This is a genomic window from Polaribacter glomeratus (assembly GCF_002954665.1).
GTDB lineage: Bacteria > Bacteroidota > Bacteroidia > Flavobacteriales > Flavobacteriaceae > Polaribacter > Polaribacter glomeratus.
Window position 1 is genome coordinate 1,073,531 of record NZ_MSCM01000002.1, and the last position, 22,702, is coordinate 1,096,232.

Here is a 22,702-nt window from a genome sequence, read left to right on the forward strand (position 1 = left end):
AATCTTAAAACAGTCATAAAAATCTAGAAATTTTAGATCTTTTAAAAATAGTGATAATAATGTTTTTAAGTTATGAATTTAAATATTTATTTCTCTTAATACAAACTAAATCAAAACTTTATATAGGTTTTTTAAATGTCTATATCTAGAAAATTGACTGTTTTTGGATATACTTTTATTTCATTTAAAACCTTGTGGATTCTCTTTTTTATAAATTTTATTAGTTGGTAAAAAACATCCTGTCAAATACGAAAACCAACCTTTTTTTGGATTTCTTATGCTAAAAGACAACGTAACTTGCCAAATAATAGATAGTAATAATTATGAATAAATTTTTATGTATTTGGATTGTGTTATTTTGTACACTATGCTACACCCAATCAATTGAGGCTCAAACTCCGTTAAAAATAATTTTAAAGTTTGATGATGTTATGGTTAGAAATGGTGCTTACGGAGGTTTCGAAATACTAGAGTATTTAACAGCTAACAAAATTAAAGGAAGTTTTGGTTTAGTAGGTGCTAGAAACGACGAAACTACCATTAGTTATTATAGTAAATATTTGAATTCAAAAGATGACAATGGAGATAGACTTATTGAAATATGGAATCACGGTTGGGATCATAGTAGTAATGAATTTTTTCAGAAAACGTACGCATTCCAAAAAAGTCATTTTGACGATGCGAACGCTAAATTAAACAGGTTATTTAACATTGAAATGACAACCTTTGGAGCTCCTTTTAACAGGAATGATGCAATAACAAACCGAGTTATTTTAGAGAGTCCGGGTAATAATTACAGAGTTACTATGTTTCAAAGTCCTACAGTTAGTGGTAAATTAAACTTAAATAATAGAGTTAATGTTGAAATAAGTACTAGGGTGCCAAATTATGATCATTTCGTAACAAACTATAATAATTTTAAAAATTCTTATACAAATTTCATGGTGTTACAATCACATCCTGATGCTTGGACTTCAGTAGAAATAGCAGAGTTTAAAAAAGTAATTGACTTTTTAATAGCTGAAGGTTGTGAATTTGAGTTGCCTTATGAATATTACCTATCCTTAAACCCTAGCATTCCAACACCAAGTACCACGCAAACAATAACATTTCCAGATATGATGACAAAAGCTGTGGGTGATGGTAATTTTACTCCAGATGCAGCATCCACTTCTGGACTACCTATTGTTTACAACAGCTCAAATATAGCGGTTGCAACCATTGTTAGTGGACAAATACAAATTGTAGGTAATGGAACCTCTATAATTACGGCTTCTCAAATTGGTAATGCAACTTTTAAATCGGCAGATTATGTTTCAAAAACACTAACTGTAAATTCAAGTTTAAGTATAGACAGCGTTACAGATAGCCGTTTTAGATTTGCAAATCCTGTTTCAGATTTTTTAATAATTAAGGGTAAAGAAGAAATGCTGTCTTTGAAAATATTTGATATAGCTGGCAGATTAGTTTTAAAAAGCAATCTTGATAACTACAGTAATAATGAAGTTAAAGTTGATGTTAGGTCTTTAAATAAGGCCATGTACATTGTTCAAATATCAACAAGAAAAGGAACCGGTAATTTTAAGGTTATCAAAAATTAAAAAAAGTTCAATATATACAACTCTTTAGAAATATTGCACTAGGCAGCTATGAAGGTATTTGTAAATCGGTATCATCAATAATCTAAAATATAATTATAAAATAAAAGTATGGACTCTAGAAGAAATTTTATAAAGAAAACAGCAATATTAGGAACAGGAATCTCACTTCTACCAAGTTTTACTTTTGGATTAAATAGCAGTAGCAATGCCGATATAGTTAAAATTGGTCTTATTGGAGTTGGTTTACGCGGCACTAAACATCTACAGAACTTGTTATTAAGAAACGATATAAATGTAACTGCTATTTGTGATGTAGACCCAGCTCGAATTACTATTGCACTTGATAAAATTAAAGAAAGTGGTTATAAAAAACCTTTGGTATTTGGTAAAGATGATTATGATTATAGAAACCTTTTAGCCTTAGATAATGTTGACGCTGTTGTTATATCTACACCATGGCTTTGGCATACAAGAATGGCTAAGGATGCAATGCGAGCCAAAAAATATACAGGTTTAGAAGTATCCGCAGCAAATACTATGGAAGAATGTTGGGATTTGGTAAATACCCATGAAGAAACAGGAACACATTTAATGATATTAGAAAATGTTAATTACCGTAGAGATGTTATGGCCGTATTAAACATGGTAAAGCAAAATGTTTTTGGAGAGTTATTACATTTTAGATGTGGTTATCAGCACGATTTAAGACATGTTAAGTTTAATAACGGAAAAGAGGCACGTGCATTAGGTGTAGAATTTGGCGAAAAAGGTATTTCAGAAGCTAAATGGAGAACACAGCATTCCCTTTTAAGAAATGCAGATTTATACCCAACACATGGTATTGGGCCAATTGCAGCGATGTGCGACATAAATAGAGGCAATCGTTTTATGTCATTAACATCAAATGCTACTAAAGCAGTAGGCTTAAATAATTATATTGTTAAACATGGAGGAGAAAACCATCCTAATGCAAAATTAAAATTTAAATTAGGTGATATTGTTACATCAACCATTGAAACAAGCAATGGAGAAACCATAATAGTAACACATGATACTAATTTACCAAGACCATATTCATTAGGATTTAGAGTTCAAGGAGCCAATGGTTTATGGGAGGTAGATGGCAATAGAATTCATATAGATGGTATAACAGAATCACATAAATGGGATGATGCCGATAAATGGCTTAAGAAATACGACCACCCATTATGGAAAAAGTATGGCGAGTTAGCTACTGGTGCTGGGCATGGTGGAATGGATTTCTTTGTTTTGCATGCTTTTGTTGAGTCGGCAAAACAAAATATAGCTCCACCTATGGATGCTTATGACGCTGCAGCATGGAGTGCTATTACACCACTGTCTGAAGCTTCAATAGAAAATAATGGAGAGCCACAAGATTTTCCTGATTTTACAAGAGGTAATTGGGTAAAAAGAACACCATATAAATGGATTAAAGATACTCATTAGTTCTAGAAATGAGTTTTATTAAAAAAAAATAGATAATTAATAGTAGTATAAATAACAACTCGAAAAGTAGGATTTAATGATTTGAAAATTAATTTTAGAATACGTTAATCTTAGATGCAAAATAATCAAGCTACCATTTCTATGAACTTGATAATTAACTTAGGTTCATTTATTTATAATTTTATTTTATCTAATCAAGGGAGCAGATAATCTATACTTTGGCGATATTGATGTTGTAAAAAAAGAGTTAATAAAAAATTATGAACACAGTTTTATTTGTGCCTGTATAGTTTTGTTACTACTCTTTTTATTTTAAAAGTATTCCAAAACTCATGAGCAGATTTTGGCTTAGTATTAATTTAAATTTAGGTACCGATTTAAAAAGTTGTTAAACCATTTTTAGTAATTATACCAATTGTTATTTAAAATAATTGAATTATAGTGTGTTCAAATGAAGTAAAAAAATTAAAGCATAGCAATCGCTACGGTTTTATTTTATGTTGAAATATGGGTGCAATAAAAACATATTAATTAGACGCATTTAAAGTGATAATTGGTATTAAATATATTCCAGAAATATTAATATTTTAACAAGTTTGTTAATTTATAGAAAGTAAATCATAACTTATGAATTTTAAAAGAGTCTTATTAAAGTCAATTATAGCAAGTGTTTTCATATTAACGTTTTCTTGTAAACCAAGTTCAATTAAAAATCAAGAGCGAGTAAAAACCAATATCAATGAAAATTGGGAATACTTAGAAAATAACGCAACTAGTATAGATATAGCTTTAAACCAAAAAAGTTGGAAAAATATTAATTTGCCTCATAGTTGGAATGCTTTAGATGCTACCGATTTAGCACCTGGCTACAGAAGAAGCGCTAGTTGGTATAAAAAGGAATTAAATATTTCTGATATTATTTCTGGGCAAACCTATCAACTCTATTTTGAAGGCGTAAATATTGAAAGTGAGATTTATGTAAATGGAAAGAAAGCGGGAGCGCACATTGGGGGGTACATTGGGTTTACAATAGATATTACAAATTTAATTTCAGAAGGTAATAATGATATATTGGTTCGTGCAGACAACTCGAACAATCCTGAAGTTATTCCATCACAAAAAAGTGATTTCTTCATTTTTGGAGGTATCACAAGAGATGTTTGGTTAGTAACCTTACCCGAAAATTATTTATCCAATTTAAAAATAACAACACCACAAGTTTCAAATTCAAATGCAGAACTTTTAGCAACCGTGAAAGTTAACAATACCATCGACTCAGATTTTAAAATCAAAGCAGATTTACTAGATTCTGATGGTGTATCTGTTGCATCATCCGTTTTTGATATTGTTGATAACACCTCAGAAATAAAATTTATCAACATTAAAAACCCAAAACTTTGGGATACAGATAATCCAAATTTATACACTTTAAAAGTTGCACTAATTAAAAACGAAGAAGTGAAAGATGAAATGTCAGACCGCATTGGCTTTAGATGGTTTGAATTTAAAGATCACGGCGCTTTCTATCTTAACGGAAAACGTTTATTATTAAGAGGCACACATCGACATGAAGAACATGCTGGTGTTGGAGCTGCAATGAGTAATGAACAACACAGAGCGGATATGGAACTTATAAAAGACATGGGAACTAACTTTGTGAGATTAGCCCATTATCCTCAAGACCCAGAAGTTTACAAAGCTTGTGATGAGTTAGGTTTGTTGGTTTGGGACGAATTACCTTGGTGTCGTGGCGGTTTAGGTAATGATGTTTGGAAAACCAACACGAAAAATATGTTAAAAGAAATTATTGATCAGAATTATAATCATCCAAGTGTTATTATTTGGTCATTGGGTAATGAGGTGTATTGGTTGCCAGATTTTGAAAACGGTGATAATAGAGAAAATATAAACACTTATTTAAAGGAGTTAAATGATTATGCGCATGCGTTAGACCCGTCAAGAAAAACAGCCATCAGAAAATATTATGAAGGAGCAGATATTGTTGATGTGTTTTCGCCATCAATCTGGTCGGGTTGGTATTCTGGAAGCTATAAAAGTTATCAAAAAGCAATCGATCAATATAAGGTTGAATATCCTCATTTTTTACATGCTGAATATGGCGGATCTAGTCATGTAGGTAGGCATTCAGAAAATCCTATTACTGGCGAAGGTAAAATACAGTCTGATGGTTGGGAAGAAGCTATTGTGCAAACCGACCTTGAAAATATTGCTCAAATTGGCGATTGGAGTGAGAATTACATAGTTGATTTATTTGACTGGCATTTGCGAATTTCAGAAAACGACTCCTCTTTTGTTGGAAATGTGCAATGGGCTTTTAAAGATTTTGGCACACCACTGCGTCCAGAAAATGCGATACCTTACATGAATCAGAAAGGATTAGTTGATAGAAACGGAATTCCTAAAGATGCCTTTTATGTTTTTAAAAGCTATTGGAGTAACAATCCCTTTACTTATATAGAATCTCATACTTGGACAGAACGCGAAGGTCCAAAAGATACATCTAGAGATATAAGTGTATATAGTAATTGTCCTGAAGTTGAATTATTTCTTAATGGAGCAAGTTTAGGTGTTAAAAAACGCGATATAAAATCGTTTCCAGCTTCTGGTTTGAATTGGACACTTAATTTTAATGAAGGCGAAAACAAATTGGTATCTGTAGGAAAAACAAAAGACGGTAAAGAAGTAAAAGATGAGCTAAGTATAAACTATAGATTTACCAAGAATTTAAAAGCCATTGATTTAAAGTTATCACATGTCATACTTAAAAATGGTAATTATTTAATAACAGCAACTGCTATTGATAAAAATGGTTTACGTTGTTTAGATTATGAGGAGCGTGTATATTTCCAATGCTTAAATGGAGGTGAAGCTTTAATTAGTCAAGGTACACCAACGGGTAGTGAGGTTATTGAAATGGCCAATGGAAAAGCTTCTATTGAAGTTAAAAGAACAACTAAAGATCAACCTTTGGAAGTCGTGGTGCTAAATCAAAGTTTTAAAGGGACTTATCTTACTGTAAAATAATTTACAATAGCGAAACGGATTTTAACTTAAAACCTAAAGGATTTTTAGATTATCGACAACTCTTGGATGACAAAACAATTGATGCAGTGATAATAGCAACAACATTTAATACCAATTCTAAAAATGCCATAGATTCTTTAAATGCAGAGATATATTTGTATTGTAAAAAAAATACTAGCCAAAGGTTACAAGGATATCAAAGGCGTTAGTGCAAACAATAAAATAAAACAAACAGTTACAAACACAATTTAATAACTTAAAAATTAGTAAATAATATGGTTCGTATTTTAAAAATATTTTTATTACTAATTAGTACGTCATGTTTTTCACAAACAAAATTACCAGCTTTTTTTGGAGACAATATGGTTTTGCAACAACAAGAACAGGTTGCTATATGGGGGCAAGATAATCCTGGAGTTTCTATTGAAATTAAGGCAAGTTGGGGAGAACAAAGCTATACTAAAACAGCAGAAGATGGCACTTGGAAAGCTACACTAAAAACGAATAAGGCTTCATTTGACACACACACTTTAGTAATTAATGGTAGTACAAACGTAACCATAAATAATGTGTTAATTGGCGAAGTTTGGTTTTGTTCAGGTCAATCAAACATGGAGATGCCACTTAAAGGTTTTAATAAATCTGTAGTAAATAATTCTGAAGCTTACCTTAATGCGGCTAATAATACTAGTATTAGATTATTTAATAACAATAAAAGCGCAAGTTTGTTACCACAAACTAATGTTAACGGTGTTTGGGAAGAATCTACTAAAGTTTCAGCAGCCGAGTTTAGTGCTATAGGTTATATGTTTAGTAAAAAAATATTAGATAACCTCAATGTTCCTATTGGTATTATAGAGTCTTCATGGGGAGGTACCCGAATTGAGCCTTGGATACCAAAAGATAGCCTATTAAAATACACAGATATTAAACATCCTGAAGTTTTACCAACAGAAAGAAACAAACAAAAATTACCGTCATTGCTATACAACGCCATGATTTATCCTTTTCAAAATTATACAGTAAAAGGTTTTCTATGGTATCAAGGTGAAACTAGCCGAAACAATCCAAAACCATATAAAGCGTATTTACATACTTTAATAAACTCATGGAGAGCCCAATGGGGTAAAGAGAAACTTCCTTTTTATGTAGTTCAAATTGCGCCGTATGCCTACAATAAATTAAGAAAAACGGTACTAATTTATCCTGATTTAATTAGGGAAGCACAATTACAAACTGCCAATGAAATGATAAATACAGGCTTGGTTGTAACCACCGATGTTGGTAAATGTGATGATATTCATCCTCCAGAAAAAGAAATAATAGCAAACCGTTTAGCAAATTGGGCGTTGGCAAATCAGTATAATATAAGTGGAATAGATTATAGAAGTCCGGAATATAAATCTATGAAAACTAAATCAGATAAAATTATTCTCAATTTTGAATTTTTTAGTAATAATAAAGAGCACTGGTTTTTTGATTCAAACAAAACAATAAAAAGTTTTCAAATAGCTGGGGCAGATAAAAAGTTTTACCCTGCCAAAGTTAAAATCAACAAAAACCAAACACTTACGATTTACAGTAAAGAGGTAGTTATGCCTAAAGCCGTGAGGTATGGTTTTGAAGATTGCTTGGAGGGAAGCTTATTTAGTATTTCAGGACTTCCTGTATCATCTTTTAGAACTGATAATTGGAACTAATTTTTTATTTAAGACTTTATTTGAAGTGTTTTTAATCAAAAGTAGATTATTTTCAAGTGTAAGTCAGAATAATAAACACAACATATAAATTTAAAACACTTACGCTTACTTGCCAAGCGCTTAGAGGCAAAAAGAGGTTTACAAAAAGCGATACAGTTAACTTTAGCCAGAATTAAAAGAGAATATAGTACTTTAATATTCTATTTTTTTGAAGAAAAACTAATTTTCTTTTTGCTTTTCAAAAAGTATAAGTAGATCAAGTTTCTCAGGAGCTAGCTAAGAATAAAATTGTAAAAAATAGGGGCGTTTTATTGCAGATATTATGGAAGTAAATCAAGATAATTCTCCTGTTTCTAGAGTGATCAAAAAGGTGTTTTATTTGCCACAAGTCTTATTAGAACCATACCACCTCTATTGTTTTAATTTCTTAATTTTTGCTATTTCAATAAGAGATATAAGCTTAAAATAAAAACCATCCTTATTTAGGACTTTTGTGAATTGATAATGACTTAAATTGCTTTGAAAATATTTTGAAAGTATTAAACTCATAATTCTTGTGTTCATTTTAAATTCAAAAATCAATGATAAAAAAGCACCAATCAAACTTATTGTTATTAATCTTTTTAGTAACTACTATTTCTTTTAATGCACAAGCAACTTTAGAGAGCGAAGTTAAAATAACAGATTTTGGGTTGCACTTTAACGGCTCTAAAGTTGGAGCTTCTGCCACAAATAATGGTAACAGCGCACCTTACAACTATTTTTTTGGTAGAAATATTTCTGCACATGGAGACTGCGTAAAAACCTATGGTAAATATGTATTTCTTACTTGGTATAAAGGAGATAAAACAGACCGTCATGTAATGTTAAGTCGCCTTAATAAAGAAACTGGGGTCATTGTAGATATTGAGTTTCCACACAGACACACAGGCTATCAAAACAAATGGTGGATTGGCGAATCTCACAATACTATAGCTGTTGCAATAAGTCCTTTAGATGGGACAATTCATTTACTGTATGACATGCATGCCTATAGTAACACATTGCCATCAGATGGAAGTTTAAGTAACGATTATTTTAGATATTCTTATTCATTAAAAGAGGTAGCATCTTTACCTGATAATGAATTTACATTAGATAAATTTGTGCAAAATACAACAGGTGGCTACAAGCATTTAAGCTTAAATGGTGGAGAAGATTACAATAATTTTGCAGCATTAACCTATCCGCAATTTTTTTTGAATGACAGTGGAGATTTATTTATGTACATGCGAGCAGGAGGCAATAATAATGGTGCTTATAAATTTTCTAAATACAATGCGAGTACTTCCTCTTGGTCTAGCTTTGCACAATTTAATATTTTAAATGCCAAAAATAATGGTGGAGACGTTAACTGGGGATTGTACGGCAACATGAAATATGTAAATGGTAAAATTAGAGTTGGTTTTCAAAGAAGAGCGAATCTAACAGATAAGTATTTATATCAAAATGGCGTTTATTATGCCTATTCGGATAATCAAGATGGCTTAGATCAATGGAAAAATCATAAAGGAGAATCTTTTAATTTGCCTTTAGTTGATGCGGATATAACAAAAGTGATGGAGCCTGGAGATTATGTAGAAACGACACAAACAGATAAAATAAGTATCGTAAATGGTTTTGATTGGACAGTAACAGACCAAGGTGATGTGCACATGATAAGTAGAGTTAGAGATCTTCAATTTGGAGTAGTAAAATATCTACATACCTATAAACCAGCAGGAGCAGCGGATTTTATTACATCTGAAGATTTTACTGGAGCAGAATCAATTTACACCTCTGGTAATGATATTTATGTTGTTGGATTAGAAGGAGGTAGAGTATTTGTTGACAAAAGTGCAGGTGGGACAAATAATTTTACTAGAGTGTACGAAGCAACTTCAGGAAAAACATTCGATCACGGTGTGGTTTATATTGCTGATGATAAAATCTATTATTATCTGATGGAAAATAAAACGGGTAGTGCGCAACCTTTATATTTACAAATTATAGATTTAGGGATTGTTAAGGACGCTTTCAGAATAACGCTGAATTCACCTTTAGATAATAATACCTACAAAACAGACGAAGAAATTCGATTATTTGCCAATGCTACAGACGAAAATGGAAGTATTACCAAAGTAGAGTTTTTAATTGATAACGTATTATTTGGTGAAGCAACAGTAGCACCTTATATCTTAAATTGGACACCAGATAAGGCTGGTACTTATACAGTTCAAGCAATTGCACACAATAATAATAACGAAACAGTAGCCTCAACAATCGTTTCTGTAAATGTTGCTTTGAAGGATTATACAGATTTAACGGGAGCTATTTATCGATTTAAAAATGCAGTTACTGGTAAATATCTTGACTCTGAAGGTGCAGACGTCATTGCTAGTGACTCTAGCGAAGGTATAGATAAGGAATGGGAAATTGTAAAAGCCGGAGATTATTACAATATAGAAAGTAAAACAGATAGAGGTATTTTAAGAGCTGCTGCAAGTCCAGAGGGAGAAATTATCAATACAATATTTACTGCCCCAAGAGAAGATTCAGATAAACAATGGACCGTTATTTATGAATCTGATGGAACGTATCGTTTTAAAACAAAAACGGGTGATCGATTTTTAGTGCATCAAACAAATGATTTAATTGAATGGACTACTACACAAGATGAAAGAACTAAATGGATAGCAGAATCAACTACTTTAAGTACAAAAAATGTTGTTATCAATCCAATTGGTATTAAAGTATATCCAAACCCAACTAAAGATAGTTTTACTATTGATATTAGTGAAATAGGGAAAGCAAACGTTACAATTTATAATCTTTTAGGTAAAACAATCTATAAAAAAACAACTGCTTCAAAAAGAATACAAATAGTTAATAACGGTAGTTTTAAAGCGGGAATATATATTATCAAGGTGATTGGGGAAAATCAAAAAAGCTACAATAATAAATTGGTAATTAAGTAAATTTTTAGTATTTATTATTTTAAAAAAAACAAGTTTAATGAAGCAGTTAAAAGTAATATTTCTTTTTTTTAGTATTTGTTGTTTTTCGCAAAATTACAGTAAAGAAGTTATTCCGCTATATAAAGATGGAAATGTGCCGTTTAATAAAGAGAATATTGTTTTGGAAGAAATTCTGGGAGAAGAAGGAATGCGCTATAGTCAAATTTCTAAACCGGAACTTTATATTTTCAAAAATGATAGCTTAAAAAAGAATGGAGCCTCTTTATTAATTATTCCAGGTGGAGGATATGCTAGAGTGGTCGTTGGTAAGAATCATGGAGAAGGCAATGCAAAACACTTTCTTAAAATGGGTTTTAATGTTGTTGCTATTTTAAAGTACAGATTGCCAGATGCTCGTATTGTTAATTCACAAGAAAAAGTTCCCCTTTGTGATGCTCAAAAAGCACTGTCAATTATGCATCAAAATTCTACGAATTGGTCTGTAAATGAAAATAAAATAGCAGTTATTGGATCTTCAGCAGGTGGGCATTTAGCTGCTTCATTAGCCAATTTAACAGATGTTATTTTAGCCCCAGATGTAAAGCCAGAAGAATTAAATCATGCAGTTTCTATTTTAATATATCCAGTTATTACTTTCGATTCACCATTTGTTCATAAAGGTTCAGTTAAAAACCTTTTAGGGAGTAAACAGGAAAATAAATCTTTATTAAATTATTACTCACAAGAACATCAAGTTAGTAAAAATACGCCTCCAACTTTTATCGTACATGCAAAAGATGATACAGGTGTAGTGCCTCAAAATAGTGAATTGTATAGTGCTAGTTTAAAAAAGTACGGTGTAAACCATAAATATGTCGAATTGCAAAAAGGGGGTCATGGTTTTGGTTTAAATTTTAAGAAAACGGGCGTAGATTGGACAATTGCATTAGAAGAATGGCTTCAAAAAGAAACAGCTTTATTTACTAAATAGTTTGTTGATTGCTTTTAAACTAAAAAATAAAAGCTTTTACAAAATAATTAAATTAATTTTTACAATGTGTATTATGAAGAAAAACATATTAGACTCTTTTATAAATTTAGGCCTTATTCTTGTTATGTTCTGTTTAGTAATTTCTTGTGGAACAAATATAAAAAAGGAAGTAGTTCAAGCGCCAGAAAAAGAGAAACCCAATGTGTTATTTATTTCTGTGGATGATTTAAATAGTTGGATTGGTGCCATAAATGCATTTTCGAATACCAAAACTCCAAATTTCGATAGATTAGCGGCTAAAGGAGTTGTTTTTACCGATGCACATTGTCAAGCACCTTTGTGTGGACCATCAAGAGCATCAATTATGACAGGCTTACGACCTTCTACCACAGGTATTTATGGCATGACAAATGATGATGATATCCGAAGACCAGAAAACCAGGCTACAAAAGATATTGCATTTCTTCCAGAGTATTTTCAACAGAATGGGTATTATACTATGGGAACAGGGAAAATATTTCACACACATGCACCAAAAAATGTATTTAATGAATCTGGTGGTCGTGAAAGTGGTTTTGGTCCTTATCCCAAAGAAAGGTTTGCATGGGATGGTTATGGCACTTCTAAAGAAAGGAAGGAGAAATTCGGAAAAACAAGTACAGATTGGGGCGCTTTTCCAGAAAAAGACTCGTTAATGCCAGATCATGAATCTGCAAATTGGGTACTAGAACGTTTGCAAAAAAAATACGACCAGCCTTTCTTTATGGCGTTGGGTTTTTTAAGACCTCACGTGCCCTTTTATGTTCCTCAAAAATGGTTTGATTTACATCCTTTAGATAGTATTTCTGTACCACCTTATCAAGCTGATGATTTAAATGATGTTCCGTCAATCGGCCTTCAAATAAATGATTTACCAATGATGCCTTCTACAGAATGGGCAAAAGAATCGGGCGAATGGAAAAAAATTATTCAAGCGTATTTGGCTTGTATAAGTTTTGTAGATTACGAATTAGGTCGTGTTTTAGATGCATTAGAAAGTAGTGCATATAAAGACAATACTGTTATTGTTTTATGGTCAGATCATGGATATCGTATGGGAGAAAAAGGCACATTTGCCAAACATGCATTATGGGAAACGGCAACAAACGCACCTTTAATCTTTGCAGCACCCAATTTACCAAAAGGGAAAAAAATTGACCAACCTGTTGAAATGCTTTCAATATATCCAACACTTTTAGAATTATGTGGTTTGCCAGCATATACTAGAAATGAAGGAATAAGTTTAGTATCAATGATGACTAATAATGAAATTCTAAAAGATACCAAAGCGATTACTACGTATGGGATGAACAACCATTCTATAAAAGTAGATGAATTTCGATACATTCGTTATGAAGACGGCACAGAAGAATTGTATGATCATAAAACAGATCCGAATGAATGGACTAACATCGCAAACAATTCTAAGTATAAAGAAACTATAACTAAGTTAAAAGAATATTTGCCAAAGGTAAATGTGCAGTGGGATGAAAAATCAAATTATGACTATCAACCTTATTTTACGGAACAAAAAGAAAGAACTAGTGGTAAAGTTATAAAAGCAGACAAATAAAATATGAAATCAATTGTAGTATTAATTTTAGTATCTTTTTTTGTTTCGTGCAAAGGAATAGTTGCAAAGCAAGAAGTTAAGGTAGATGTGAAACCAAATATCCTATTTATTGCAGTTGATGATTTACGCCCAGAATTAAATTTTTACGGAGCAAATCATATAAAATCTCCAAATTTAGATAAACTGGCCGCAAGTAGTTTAGTCTTTAATCGTGCATACTGTAATATTCCTGTTTGTGGTGCTTCTAGAGCTAGTTTGCTGACGGGAACTAGACCTACTCGAAATCGGTTTTTAGGTTATTCAACTACCAAAGATAAAGACTATCCAACTGCAGTTTCGCTTCCAATGTTATTAAAACAAAACGGTTATAAAACTATTTCAAATGGTAAAATATACCATTATGAAAATGACGATGTCACAGCTTGGAATGAAATTTGGAAAGCAGACGAATTATGGAGTTACGCGCTACAAGAAAGTCAAGAAATACGTAAAAACACCTTTCGTGGTTTGCCTTTTGAATCGGCAGATGTGCACGACTCTGTCTATGTTGATGGCAAATTGGCGTTAAAAGTTATTCGTGATTTACAAAAATTAAAAACATCTAAAGAGCCATTTTTCTTAACTATGGGCGTTGTAAAACCACATTTACCTTTTTGTGCACCAAAGAAATATTGGGATTTATATGACAGAAAAAGTATTGAATTGCCAGCAAGTTATTTACGACCAAAATCGATTCCAAAAACAGCATATCACAATTTTGGAGAATTACGCAATTATGAAAATATTCCTAAAGATGGAGATTTACCAGAAGCCTTGGCAAAAGAATTAATTCACGGGTATTACGCCGCTGTAAGTTATGCAGATGCGCAAATTGGCCTAGTTTTAGATGAATTGGAAAAAACAGGTTTGGCAGAAAATACCATTGTAGTTTTGTGGGGAGATCATGGTTGGAATCTTGGAGATCACAAAATGTGGTCTAAACATGTTAATTTTGAAACTGCGTTAAGAGCACCTTTACTCATAAAAGTTCCTGGAAGAACGAAAGGTGAAATGTCAAATGACATAACAGAATTTATAGATATTTATCCAACTTTGTGTGATCTAACTGGACTAAAAATACCAAATACTGTAGAAGGAAAAAGTTTTGTGCCTATTATAAATGGAGAAAAAAGTGAGAAAAATTGGGCAGTTAGTAAGTTTAAAGATGGTGTAACTTTAATAAAAGGCGATTTGTTTTACACAGAATGGACAGACAAAAATGGTGTTGCTTATGAACGCATGTTGTTTAACCACAAAACAGATGCTTTAGAACTAGATAATTTAGCTGAAAAACCAAAGTATAAAAAATTGGTTACCCAATTATCTTTAGAATTACGGGAAAAATGGGGAACAGATTTTTTTAAAAAGAAGTAATACCATTTCAAATATAAAATGGTTTTGGAAGAAATTAGTTAGAGTAAAGGCTAATAGGTTTGTAGTATATAAAATTTAAAAATCAACCATAATAATTATGAGAATTTTAAAAAACACCTTATTTAGTTTCGTCTTTTTATTTTTAACAATCCAAAACTTTTATGCTCAAAAACAAGAATTATATAAATATGCGCCAAAAGAAGTACGTGAATTTTTCGTGACTTCATTACTAAAAATTGGAGATCCTGTTTTAATGGCGTTAAGCAAAAATGAGTTGAAAAAACAATTACCAGAAGCGAATCCAAATAGTAAAAGAAATTTAAAACATGTTATGTATTTAGAGGCTTTTGGGAGGCTACTTTCTGGAATGGCACCATGGTTAGAGTTGGGGCCAGATGAAACAGATGAAGGGAAATTACGTGCAAAATACATCAATTTGGCTCAAAAATGTATTCATAATGCCACGAATCCAGAAGCTGCAGATTTTATGAATTTTACTACTGATAAGCAACCATTAGTAGATGCTGCATTTTTTGCACAAGCATTAATTAGAGCACCAAACCAATTATGGGAACCTTTAGATGCCAAGACAAAAGCAAACGTAATAAAAGCATTAAAAGCTACCCGAGTTATAAAACCTCATGATAATAATTGGCTACTTTTTTCAGGTATGGTTGAAGCAGCCCTACTTAAGTTTGATGCCAGTGCCGATAGAAAGCGCTTAGACTATGGGTTAAAGAAACATGAAGCATGGTATTTAGGAGACGGTATGTATGGAGACGGAAACTATTTTCGATGGGATTATTATAATAGTTTTGTGATTCAACCGATGCTGTTAGATATTTTAAAAACAATGATTAAAAAAAATAAGGGTCACATAGAAGATTATAATAAAGTTTTAAAACGAGCCAAAAGGTATGCTAGCATTCAAGAACGATTAATTTCTCCGGATGGCACATATCCTCCAATTGGTAGATCCATTGCATATCGCTTTGGGGCATTTCAATTATTATCACAAATAGCTCTTTTTAAAGAATTACCAGAAGAAATTAAGCCAGCTCAAGTTCGCTCTGCTTTGCATTTACTCATAGAAAATCAATTAAATGCTAAAGGAACGTTTGATGAAAATGGTTGGTTACAAATTGGGTTTTATGGAGCGCAACCAAACTTAGGAGAAAGTTATATTTCTACAGGAAGTTTATATTTGTGTTCAGAAGTTTTTTTGGTTTTAGGCTTACCAACACAAGATTCATTTTGGAATACTCCTTATGAACCTTGGACACAAAAGAAAATTTGGTCTGGTCAAAATATATCTATAGACCATGCTTTAAAAAATGATTAAAACATTTTTTTGAATACATTACAAAAAATTAATATTAGAAATTCACATTTAGTTTTTAATGTGTTTAAGATTTTGAAAATTTTCAAAAACTGATAGGTTGTCTGTTAATTTTAAATATATTTTTAAAAATTTCTTCGTTCTTTTATTCTTATTATATAAGTTTCACAGAATTTATTAGTATACAAAACACTAAAAATTAACAATTTAACTTGTTGTTGAATTCAATATTCTGATAAAAAATGATTTTTTTAAATTCTAAAACTTCAAATTTTACACTCCACTTTTGAGATTTACAAAACTGAGTTCTATAACTATTCGGATTTTTAGCTACCCTTTTTTAAATTTTTAACTAATATTTTAAAGTTAAATTTGATTTATATGAGCAATAATAGATTCAAATCTAAATTTATTGAAGTTTTCCTGTTTATGTTAATTATATTTTTAGGATTATTAATTATTTACACGGTTTTTTAAATCAATGCTCTGTTTGTCATAATTATTTTATAATGATTCAAAAAAGGAACCCTATCCCCAAATTTTTACTATATAAGATAATTGTCGTCTGACAGAAATAATAGATTTAAATTTAAATAACTGTTATTAAGCAACTTGTAAATACGTAAGGTATGCAGCTTAACTGTTTAAATACGATTGTAAACTTAAATTTCAAAAAAGTTAAATAATTTAAAATAGTAAATTCAAAAAATAAATATTTAAACAAATCACAAATAGAAAAAATGATCAGAATACAGCTAATAATTGCACTTTGCTTTTCTAATATTATTATGGTAAGCGCACAGATAGAAGTTGAAAAGAAAGAACAAATTACTTTTAATTTAGCAGAAACAATAGGTTTTGCTGAAATGCAGTTTCTAAAAGCTACAAACTCATTAGATATTAAAAAAGGGTTTCCTAGAGAAAGTCATATTGATGGCACATGGACCCAAGTGAATGCTAAAAATTGGACAAGTGGTTTTTTTGCAGGAAGTCTTTGGTATTTATATGAGTTAACAGAGAATAAGAAATGGCAAAAGGAAGCAGAAAAGTGGACAGCGCCGTTGTCTTCGCTTCAAACGTTTTCTGGTCACCATGATACTGGTTTTATGGTGTTTTGTAGTTTTGGAAATGGGTATCGTTTAACAAAAAACAATAGCTATAAAGATATCATTTTAAACACATCCAAAACATTAACCAGTAGATTTTACCCAAATGTAGGTACTATAAAATCATGGGATAGAGGCACAAATCATATTACAATAATTGATAATATGATGAATTTGGAGATGTTGATGTGGGCATCAAAAAATAACGGAACAAAAGAAATGGCAGACGTTGCTTTAAGCCACGCAAATACAACTCTAAAACATCATTTTATGGAAAACGGAGCTTCTTATCACGGAGTTGTTTACGACCCAGCAACAGGGGCGGTTATTAATAAAAGAACATATCAAGGTTATAATGATAAAACTATGTGGGCACGCGGACAAAGCTGGGCTATTTACGGTTATTCTATGATGTATAAACAAACTGGAGATAAAAAATATCTAGAAGCATCTATAAAAACAGCAGATTTATGTATTAGCAGGTTTCCAGAAGATGTTGTTCCATACTGGGATTTTGATGCTCCAATGATTCCTGTAAGAGAAAGAGATGCATCAGCAGGGGCAATAATAGCATCGGCCTTTTTAGAACTTTACGAACATACTAACAATATAAAATACTATAATTGGGTAGTTAAACTTTTAAATGAACTTTCATCAGATGCGTATTTAGCAAAAGAAGGTAACTATCAATGTTTACTACTTCATAGTGTTGGTAATTATCCTAGAAACTCAGAAGTAAATGTTAATTTAAATTATGCTGATTATTACTATTTAGAAGCTTTAGTTAGGCTAAAAAAAATAGTTAACATGATTGAATAGTTGTTAAATAATTCTTTTAAAAACTATTTATTAACTTTCAAGTCTATAAGTAGTTATTAAGTTTATTTTTTAAATCAATTTAGACAAACATAAAAGAATGACCTCTATAAAATTTAGAAACCAAAGCAAATGTTATTTTTAAATTTAAGTTTATTCTCCTGTATTTTTTTTTGTAAATTGCATCTGAGAAAGAAATTATATTAAAAATACAAATTTTTGATATTGAAGTGATTTGAACTTTTTATCTTTAACCAGAAATTACACTTTTTTAGAATACTCTATGGCTTTTTTTACTTAAACAGACCAGCTGCTGATGAATAAAAAGTAAAAAAATGAACTAAAAAGCAGTTTTTTTCAGCAAAAAGGAAAGGTTTAAATAACTTTTTAGAAACGGTATTCCTCTAATTAACGGTTATATATTACATTTTTTATGCGAAATATTTATAGTTTAATTATTTTATTCATATTTTTTTTTAACACTAGTTTCTCACAATCAAGAGACTATATTTTTCAAAAATTATCAAATTCAGATGGACTTTCTCAAAGTTCTGCTATTGTATTTAGTCAAGATAAATTAGGGCAAATTTGGATTGGTACCACAGACGGTTTAAATAAGTATGATGGTACTACGTTTACCATTTATAGAAATGAAGTTGATAACCCAGAATCTATTAGTAATAATAGTATTCTTTCTATAATAGAAGACCAAGATGGTTTTATGTGGATTGGAACACATAGTGGCCTTAACCGATATAACCCAAAGACCAACACTTTTAAGAGATATCTGCATACTATTGATAATAACACTTCTTTAAGCAATAATAAAATTCTTACAATAAAATTAATCTCTAATGGAGAGATTTGGGTAGGTACTTCTTTAGGGATTTCTATCTACAATAAAGCAACAGACTCCTTTAAGAATGTTGTTAAAAATGATACTGTAAATAGCCTTTCTAACAATCAAATTACCTCTATTATTGAAACACAAGAAGGTACAATTTTTATAGGGTCCGCTTTAGGATTAAATAAGTTAATCGGCAGAGAAAATGACGACTTTAAATTTAAAGTAATTAAAAACAGTGAAAATCTGCTTATTGAAGATATGATTATGTCTTCAAATAATAAATTATTTATTGCAACTCAAAATAAAAATATTCTAGAGTATAACCCTGTATCAGAAAGTGTGGGCGTGTATGTTACCTTAAAAGATTTAAAATATATCAATTCGTTTAGAAAACAATTAGTATTTGACGATCAAGGACAATTATGGGTGAGCACGTATAATGGAATTCAAATTATTAATAAAAGCAAACAGACAACCATATTAGAACATGACATCAATGACACAAAAAGTCTAAGTAATAATTTTGTAAGATCTTTATTTAAAGATAAAAAAGGAACTATTTGGATTGGCACTTTCTATGGAGGTGTAAATATTTGGGACAAAGCAAATGTAAATTTCTTAAATATTACTAAAAAGCCTTCTAACAAAGGATTGAGTAACAATTTAGTAAGTGCAATAGCACAGTTTGAGAATATTGTTTTCTTTGGCACTGATGGTGGTGGTTTAAATGTGTACGATACAGTTAGTGATCGCTACACGTATATTAAAGATGAAAATTATAAGGACTTAAAGGGCGATAATATTATGTCATTATTAGTCTCGAAGAATCAAAATCTTTGGATAGGGAAATTTTCTAGTGGTGTTGCTGTTTTTAATATCGCTTCTCAAAAATTTGATAGGAATATTATTTCAAAGAAACTAAGGGAATATTTAGAAACCACAACAGTGAATGCCATAAAGCAAGATACCGATAACAATATATGGTTGGGGACTTTTGGTAAAGGTTTGTTAAGGTATAATTTGAATACCCAAAAGCACGAAATATATAAGTTTGATGGAACTGCTAGTAACCCGATATCTGGTAACTATATTCGTTCAATTCTAATAGACTCTAAAAAGAACGTTTGGTCTGGAACCACAAGAGGACTCAAAAAATTAGATGCTAATGGAAAAATCACAAGCTTTTTTTATGATGCTAAATTAGGTTATGGTGACGATATTTTGTCTGTATTTGAAGACACAAACCAAACTATTTGGGTGGGTACAAAAGATAAAGGACTTTTTAAATTGGAAGGTAATAATTTTGAACATGTTAAAATAGTTTTAAATAACAAACACATTTCTGGAATTCAAAGTATTCTAGAAGATGATTTGCATAATCTTTGGATGGGTACAAGTCAAGGATTGATTAAATTTAATTTCGACACAAAAGCAATTACGCTTTACAATCAAAATGATGGGATAGAAAATGGTGAATTTTATAATAATTCTAGTTTAAAAGTAGGAGATTCAGAATTTTATTTTGGAGGTTTGTCTGGTGTTACTTTCTTTAATACAAGTAAAATTAGTATTAATGACTATGCACCACAAGTATTACTAACAGATTTTAAAATTCAACATAACACTTTAGAATCAAAAGGAGACACTAATGTTTTGAGAGAGAGTAACGCTTACACAGAACCAGTAACCTTGCGTTATGACGAAGCAAATTTTTCTATTAATTTTTCAATACCCAATTTCATTAACTCCGATAATAATCAATATTCATATCGTTTACTCGGTTTAGAAAAACAGTGGATTACAACAAAAAAAACAGAGGCTTCTTACACCATTCAAAATGCAGGAACCTATGTGTTTGAAGTAAAAGGAGCAAATAATAATGGTATTTGGAATACAACACCAACACGTATAAAAGTTATTGTTAAACCAGCGCCTTGGAAAAGCTATTGGGCATATATGCTATACGCATTATTAATTGGAATATCAATTTATGGTTTAATTTGGATTATGAAATCTAAGGAGAAATTAAAAAATCAACTTCAATTAGAATCTATTAAATCAGAAAAAACCAAAGAAATACATCAAGCAAAGCTGCAACTATTTACTAATATTGCACATGATTTTAGAACACCTTTAACCTTAATTTTAGGGCCTTTACAACAAATTTTATCAGATTTTCGTGGTAGTAATATCCTATACAAGAAGTTGTTAACTATTGAAAGTAGTGCAAATAATTTATTACAACTCATTAATAGGTTAATGGATTTTAGAAAGCTAGAAACCAATCAATTAGAACTGCAAGCAGCAGAAGGTAATGCTGTAAAATTTTTAAAAGAGTTGTTTTTAGCTTTTACTGAATTTGCAAAAAATGGTAAATACACCTATACTTTTAAAACAAGTCATGAAGAGATTTTAGTGTACTACGATCGATCTAAATTGGAACAAGTATTTTATAATTTAATTTCGAATGCTTTTAGATATACTCCTCAAGGTGGGCATATTTCTTTAGAAATTACAAAGGGAGAAAATGAAGTTAGTATTAAACTTGAAGATACTGGTGCAGGTATTTCAGAAAAATATATAGACAAGGTTTTTGAGCGCTTTTTTGAAATACCTTTAGACAGTAATTCTCAAAAAAATTATAATAAAGGAACTGGCATTGGGTTATCTATTGCTAAAAACATAGTAAATCTTCATAAAGGAAACATTAGTGTTAAAAATAATATAGGTTTAGGAGTCGCTTTTAATGTTTTATTGCCATTAGGAAGGGCACACCTTTCAGGAAATGAAATTTTAAAAGACTTTATAATTAGTGACGATGTTTCTCAATATGAAGATCAGCTTATTAACGAATATGATGCACCAAAAGAAGATTTGAAAGATCTTTTAACAGACGGCAATAAAAATACCATCCTTTTAGTTGAAGACAACAACAAATTACGCTCTTTTTTAAAAAACCTATTAAAAGAAGACTATAATGTACTTGTTGCAGAAAACGGAAAAGTAGCGTTGAAAATAGCATTAAAACACTTTCCAGACTTAATAATTAGTGATGTAATTATGCCAGAAATGGTAGGTACAGAATTGTGCTCTTTGATTAAAAATAATGAATTAACTAGTCATATTCCTGTAATATTATTAACCTCAAGAACCTCATTGATTTATAAGTTTGAAGGTTTAGAGAGTGGAGCAGATGATTATATTAGCAAACCTTTTAACATAAAAGAATTTAAACTAAGAATAAAAAATTTATTAAAATCGAAAGAAGTATTGAAGCAAAAATTTTTCAGCGAAAATACCTTAATTCCAAGCGATATTGAAATTACTCCTTTAGACGAAGAACTTCTTAAAAAGGCCTTTGAAATTGTAGAAAAAAATATTTCTAACCAAGATTTCGATGTTGCTTATTTCTCTTCAGAATTAGGCGTGAGTAGGTCTATATTATTTACAAAAATTAAAACGTGGACTAATTTAACCCCAAGCAAATTTATTTTTGAAGTACGATTAAAAGCTGCGGCAAAATTATTAGAGAGTCATAAAATGAATGTTTCTGATGTGTGTTATAAAGTAGGATTTAATAAGCCAAAGTACTTTAGTATGTGTTTTAAAGAAAAGTACGGAATAACTCCTACTCAATATGCTAATAAGTTTTCGAATTTATAAACTCATAATTTTGATCTTAAACGACAGATCTCTCTATGATGAGACGCGATATGTAAAATCGGTAAACTAGTATTTAAAATAGAAAGATAAATTTTTACATACTACTTTTAAGATTTTGAAATCAATT

11 protein-coding genes are annotated in these 22,702 nt (G+C 30.7%); all 11 read left to right on the top strand.

Features of this window, described 5'->3' with window-relative positions; all coding sequences use genetic code 11:
* The first annotated feature begins 323 nt into the window (after positions 1-323).
* The 11 genes from BTO16_RS14835 to BTO16_RS14890 all read left to right on the top strand — a co-directional run bounded on the left by BTO16_RS14835 (position 324) and on the right by BTO16_RS14890 (position 22,575).
* On the top strand, positions 324-1,601 hold the full coding sequence (locus BTO16_RS14835; RefSeq protein WP_105022432.1) for a T9SS type A sorting domain-containing protein: 1,278 nt from the start codon (positions 324-326) through the stop codon (positions 1,599-1,601).
* Between the two features lie 108 nt (positions 1,602-1,709).
* Positions 1,710-3,068: a Gfo/Idh/MocA family protein gene (locus BTO16_RS14840; RefSeq protein WP_105022433.1), complete on the top strand. Its 1,359-nt coding sequence runs from the start codon at positions 1,710-1,712 to the stop codon at positions 3,066-3,068.
* 627 nt (positions 3,069-3,695) lie between these two features.
* Positions 3,696-6,113, top strand: a complete 2,418-nt coding sequence (locus tag BTO16_RS14845) for a glycoside hydrolase family 2 protein (RefSeq protein ID WP_105022434.1) — start codon at positions 3,696-3,698, stop codon at positions 6,111-6,113.
* A gap of 275 nt (positions 6,114-6,388) precedes the next feature.
* Positions 6,389-7,813: a sialate O-acetylesterase gene (locus BTO16_RS14850; RefSeq protein WP_105022435.1), complete on the top strand. Its 1,425-nt coding sequence runs from the start codon at positions 6,389-6,391 to the stop codon at positions 7,811-7,813.
* A gap of 581 nt (positions 7,814-8,394) precedes the next feature.
* Positions 8,395-10,809, top strand: a complete 2,415-nt coding sequence (locus tag BTO16_RS17680) for a BNR-4 repeat-containing protein (protein WP_147179819.1) — start codon at positions 8,395-8,397, stop codon at positions 10,807-10,809.
* 37 nt (positions 10,810-10,846) lie between these two features.
* The gene (locus BTO16_RS14865; protein WP_105022436.1) at positions 10,847-11,779 is read left to right on the top strand and encodes an alpha/beta hydrolase; all 933 of its coding nucleotides are present in this window, start codon (positions 10,847-10,849) and stop codon (positions 11,777-11,779) included.
* 73 nt (positions 11,780-11,852) lie between these two features.
* A complete protein-coding gene (locus BTO16_RS14870; RefSeq protein WP_105022437.1) occupies positions 11,853-13,391 on the top strand; it encodes a sulfatase in 1,539 nt (512 codons plus the stop codon).
* Between the two features lie 3 nt (positions 13,392-13,394).
* A complete protein-coding gene (locus BTO16_RS14875; protein WP_105022438.1) occupies positions 13,395-14,804 on the top strand; it encodes a sulfatase in 1,410 nt (469 codons plus the stop codon).
* A gap of 97 nt (positions 14,805-14,901) precedes the next feature.
* Entirely contained in the window at positions 14,902-16,146 is a 1,245-nt protein-coding gene (locus BTO16_RS14880; RefSeq protein ID WP_105022439.1) for a DUF2264 domain-containing protein, read from the top strand.
* A 737-nt stretch (positions 16,147-16,883) separates the two neighbouring features.
* Positions 16,884-18,068: a glycoside hydrolase family 88 protein gene (locus BTO16_RS14885; protein WP_105022440.1), complete on the top strand. Its 1,185-nt coding sequence runs from the start codon at positions 16,884-16,886 to the stop codon at positions 18,066-18,068.
* A 430-nt stretch (positions 18,069-18,498) separates the two neighbouring features.
* The gene (locus BTO16_RS14890) at positions 18,499-22,575 is read left to right on the top strand and encodes a hybrid sensor histidine kinase/response regulator transcription factor (RefSeq protein WP_245892127.1); all 4,077 of its coding nucleotides are present in this window, start codon (positions 18,499-18,501) and stop codon (positions 22,573-22,575) included.
* The last annotated feature ends 127 nt before the right edge of the window (positions 22,576-22,702 follow it).

Bases quoted from the DNA above. Each gene is read 5' to 3' on its own strand.
- BTO16_RS14865 (WP_105022436.1), top strand. From the start codon at position 10,847: ATGAAGCAGTTAAAAGTAATATTTCTTTTTTTTAGTATTTGTTGTTTT.
- BTO16_RS17680 (WP_147179819.1), top strand. From the start codon at position 8,395: ATGATAAAAAAGCACCAATCAAACTTATTGTTATTAATCTTTTTAGTA.
- BTO16_RS14885 (WP_105022440.1), top strand. From the start codon at position 16,884: ATGATCAGAATACAGCTAATAATTGCACTTTGCTTTTCTAATATTATT.
- BTO16_RS14875 (WP_105022438.1), top strand. From the start codon at position 13,395: ATGAAATCAATTGTAGTATTAATTTTAGTATCTTTTTTTGTTTCGTGC.
- BTO16_RS14845 (WP_105022434.1), top strand. From the start codon at position 3,696: ATGAATTTTAAAAGAGTCTTATTAAAGTCAATTATAGCAAGTGTTTTC.
- BTO16_RS14850 (WP_105022435.1), top strand. From the start codon at position 6,389: ATGGTTCGTATTTTAAAAATATTTTTATTACTAATTAGTACGTCATGT.
- BTO16_RS14835 (WP_105022432.1), top strand. From the start codon at position 324: ATGAATAAATTTTTATGTATTTGGATTGTGTTATTTTGTACACTATGC.
- BTO16_RS14870 (WP_105022437.1), top strand. From the start codon at position 11,853: ATGAAGAAAAACATATTAGACTCTTTTATAAATTTAGGCCTTATTCTT.
- BTO16_RS14890 (WP_245892127.1), top strand. From the start codon at position 18,499: ATGCGAAATATTTATAGTTTAATTATTTTATTCATATTTTTTTTTAAC.
- BTO16_RS14840 (WP_105022433.1), top strand. From the start codon at position 1,710: ATGGACTCTAGAAGAAATTTTATAAAGAAAACAGCAATATTAGGAACA.
- BTO16_RS14880 (WP_105022439.1), top strand. From the start codon at position 14,902: ATGAGAATTTTAAAAAACACCTTATTTAGTTTCGTCTTTTTATTTTTA.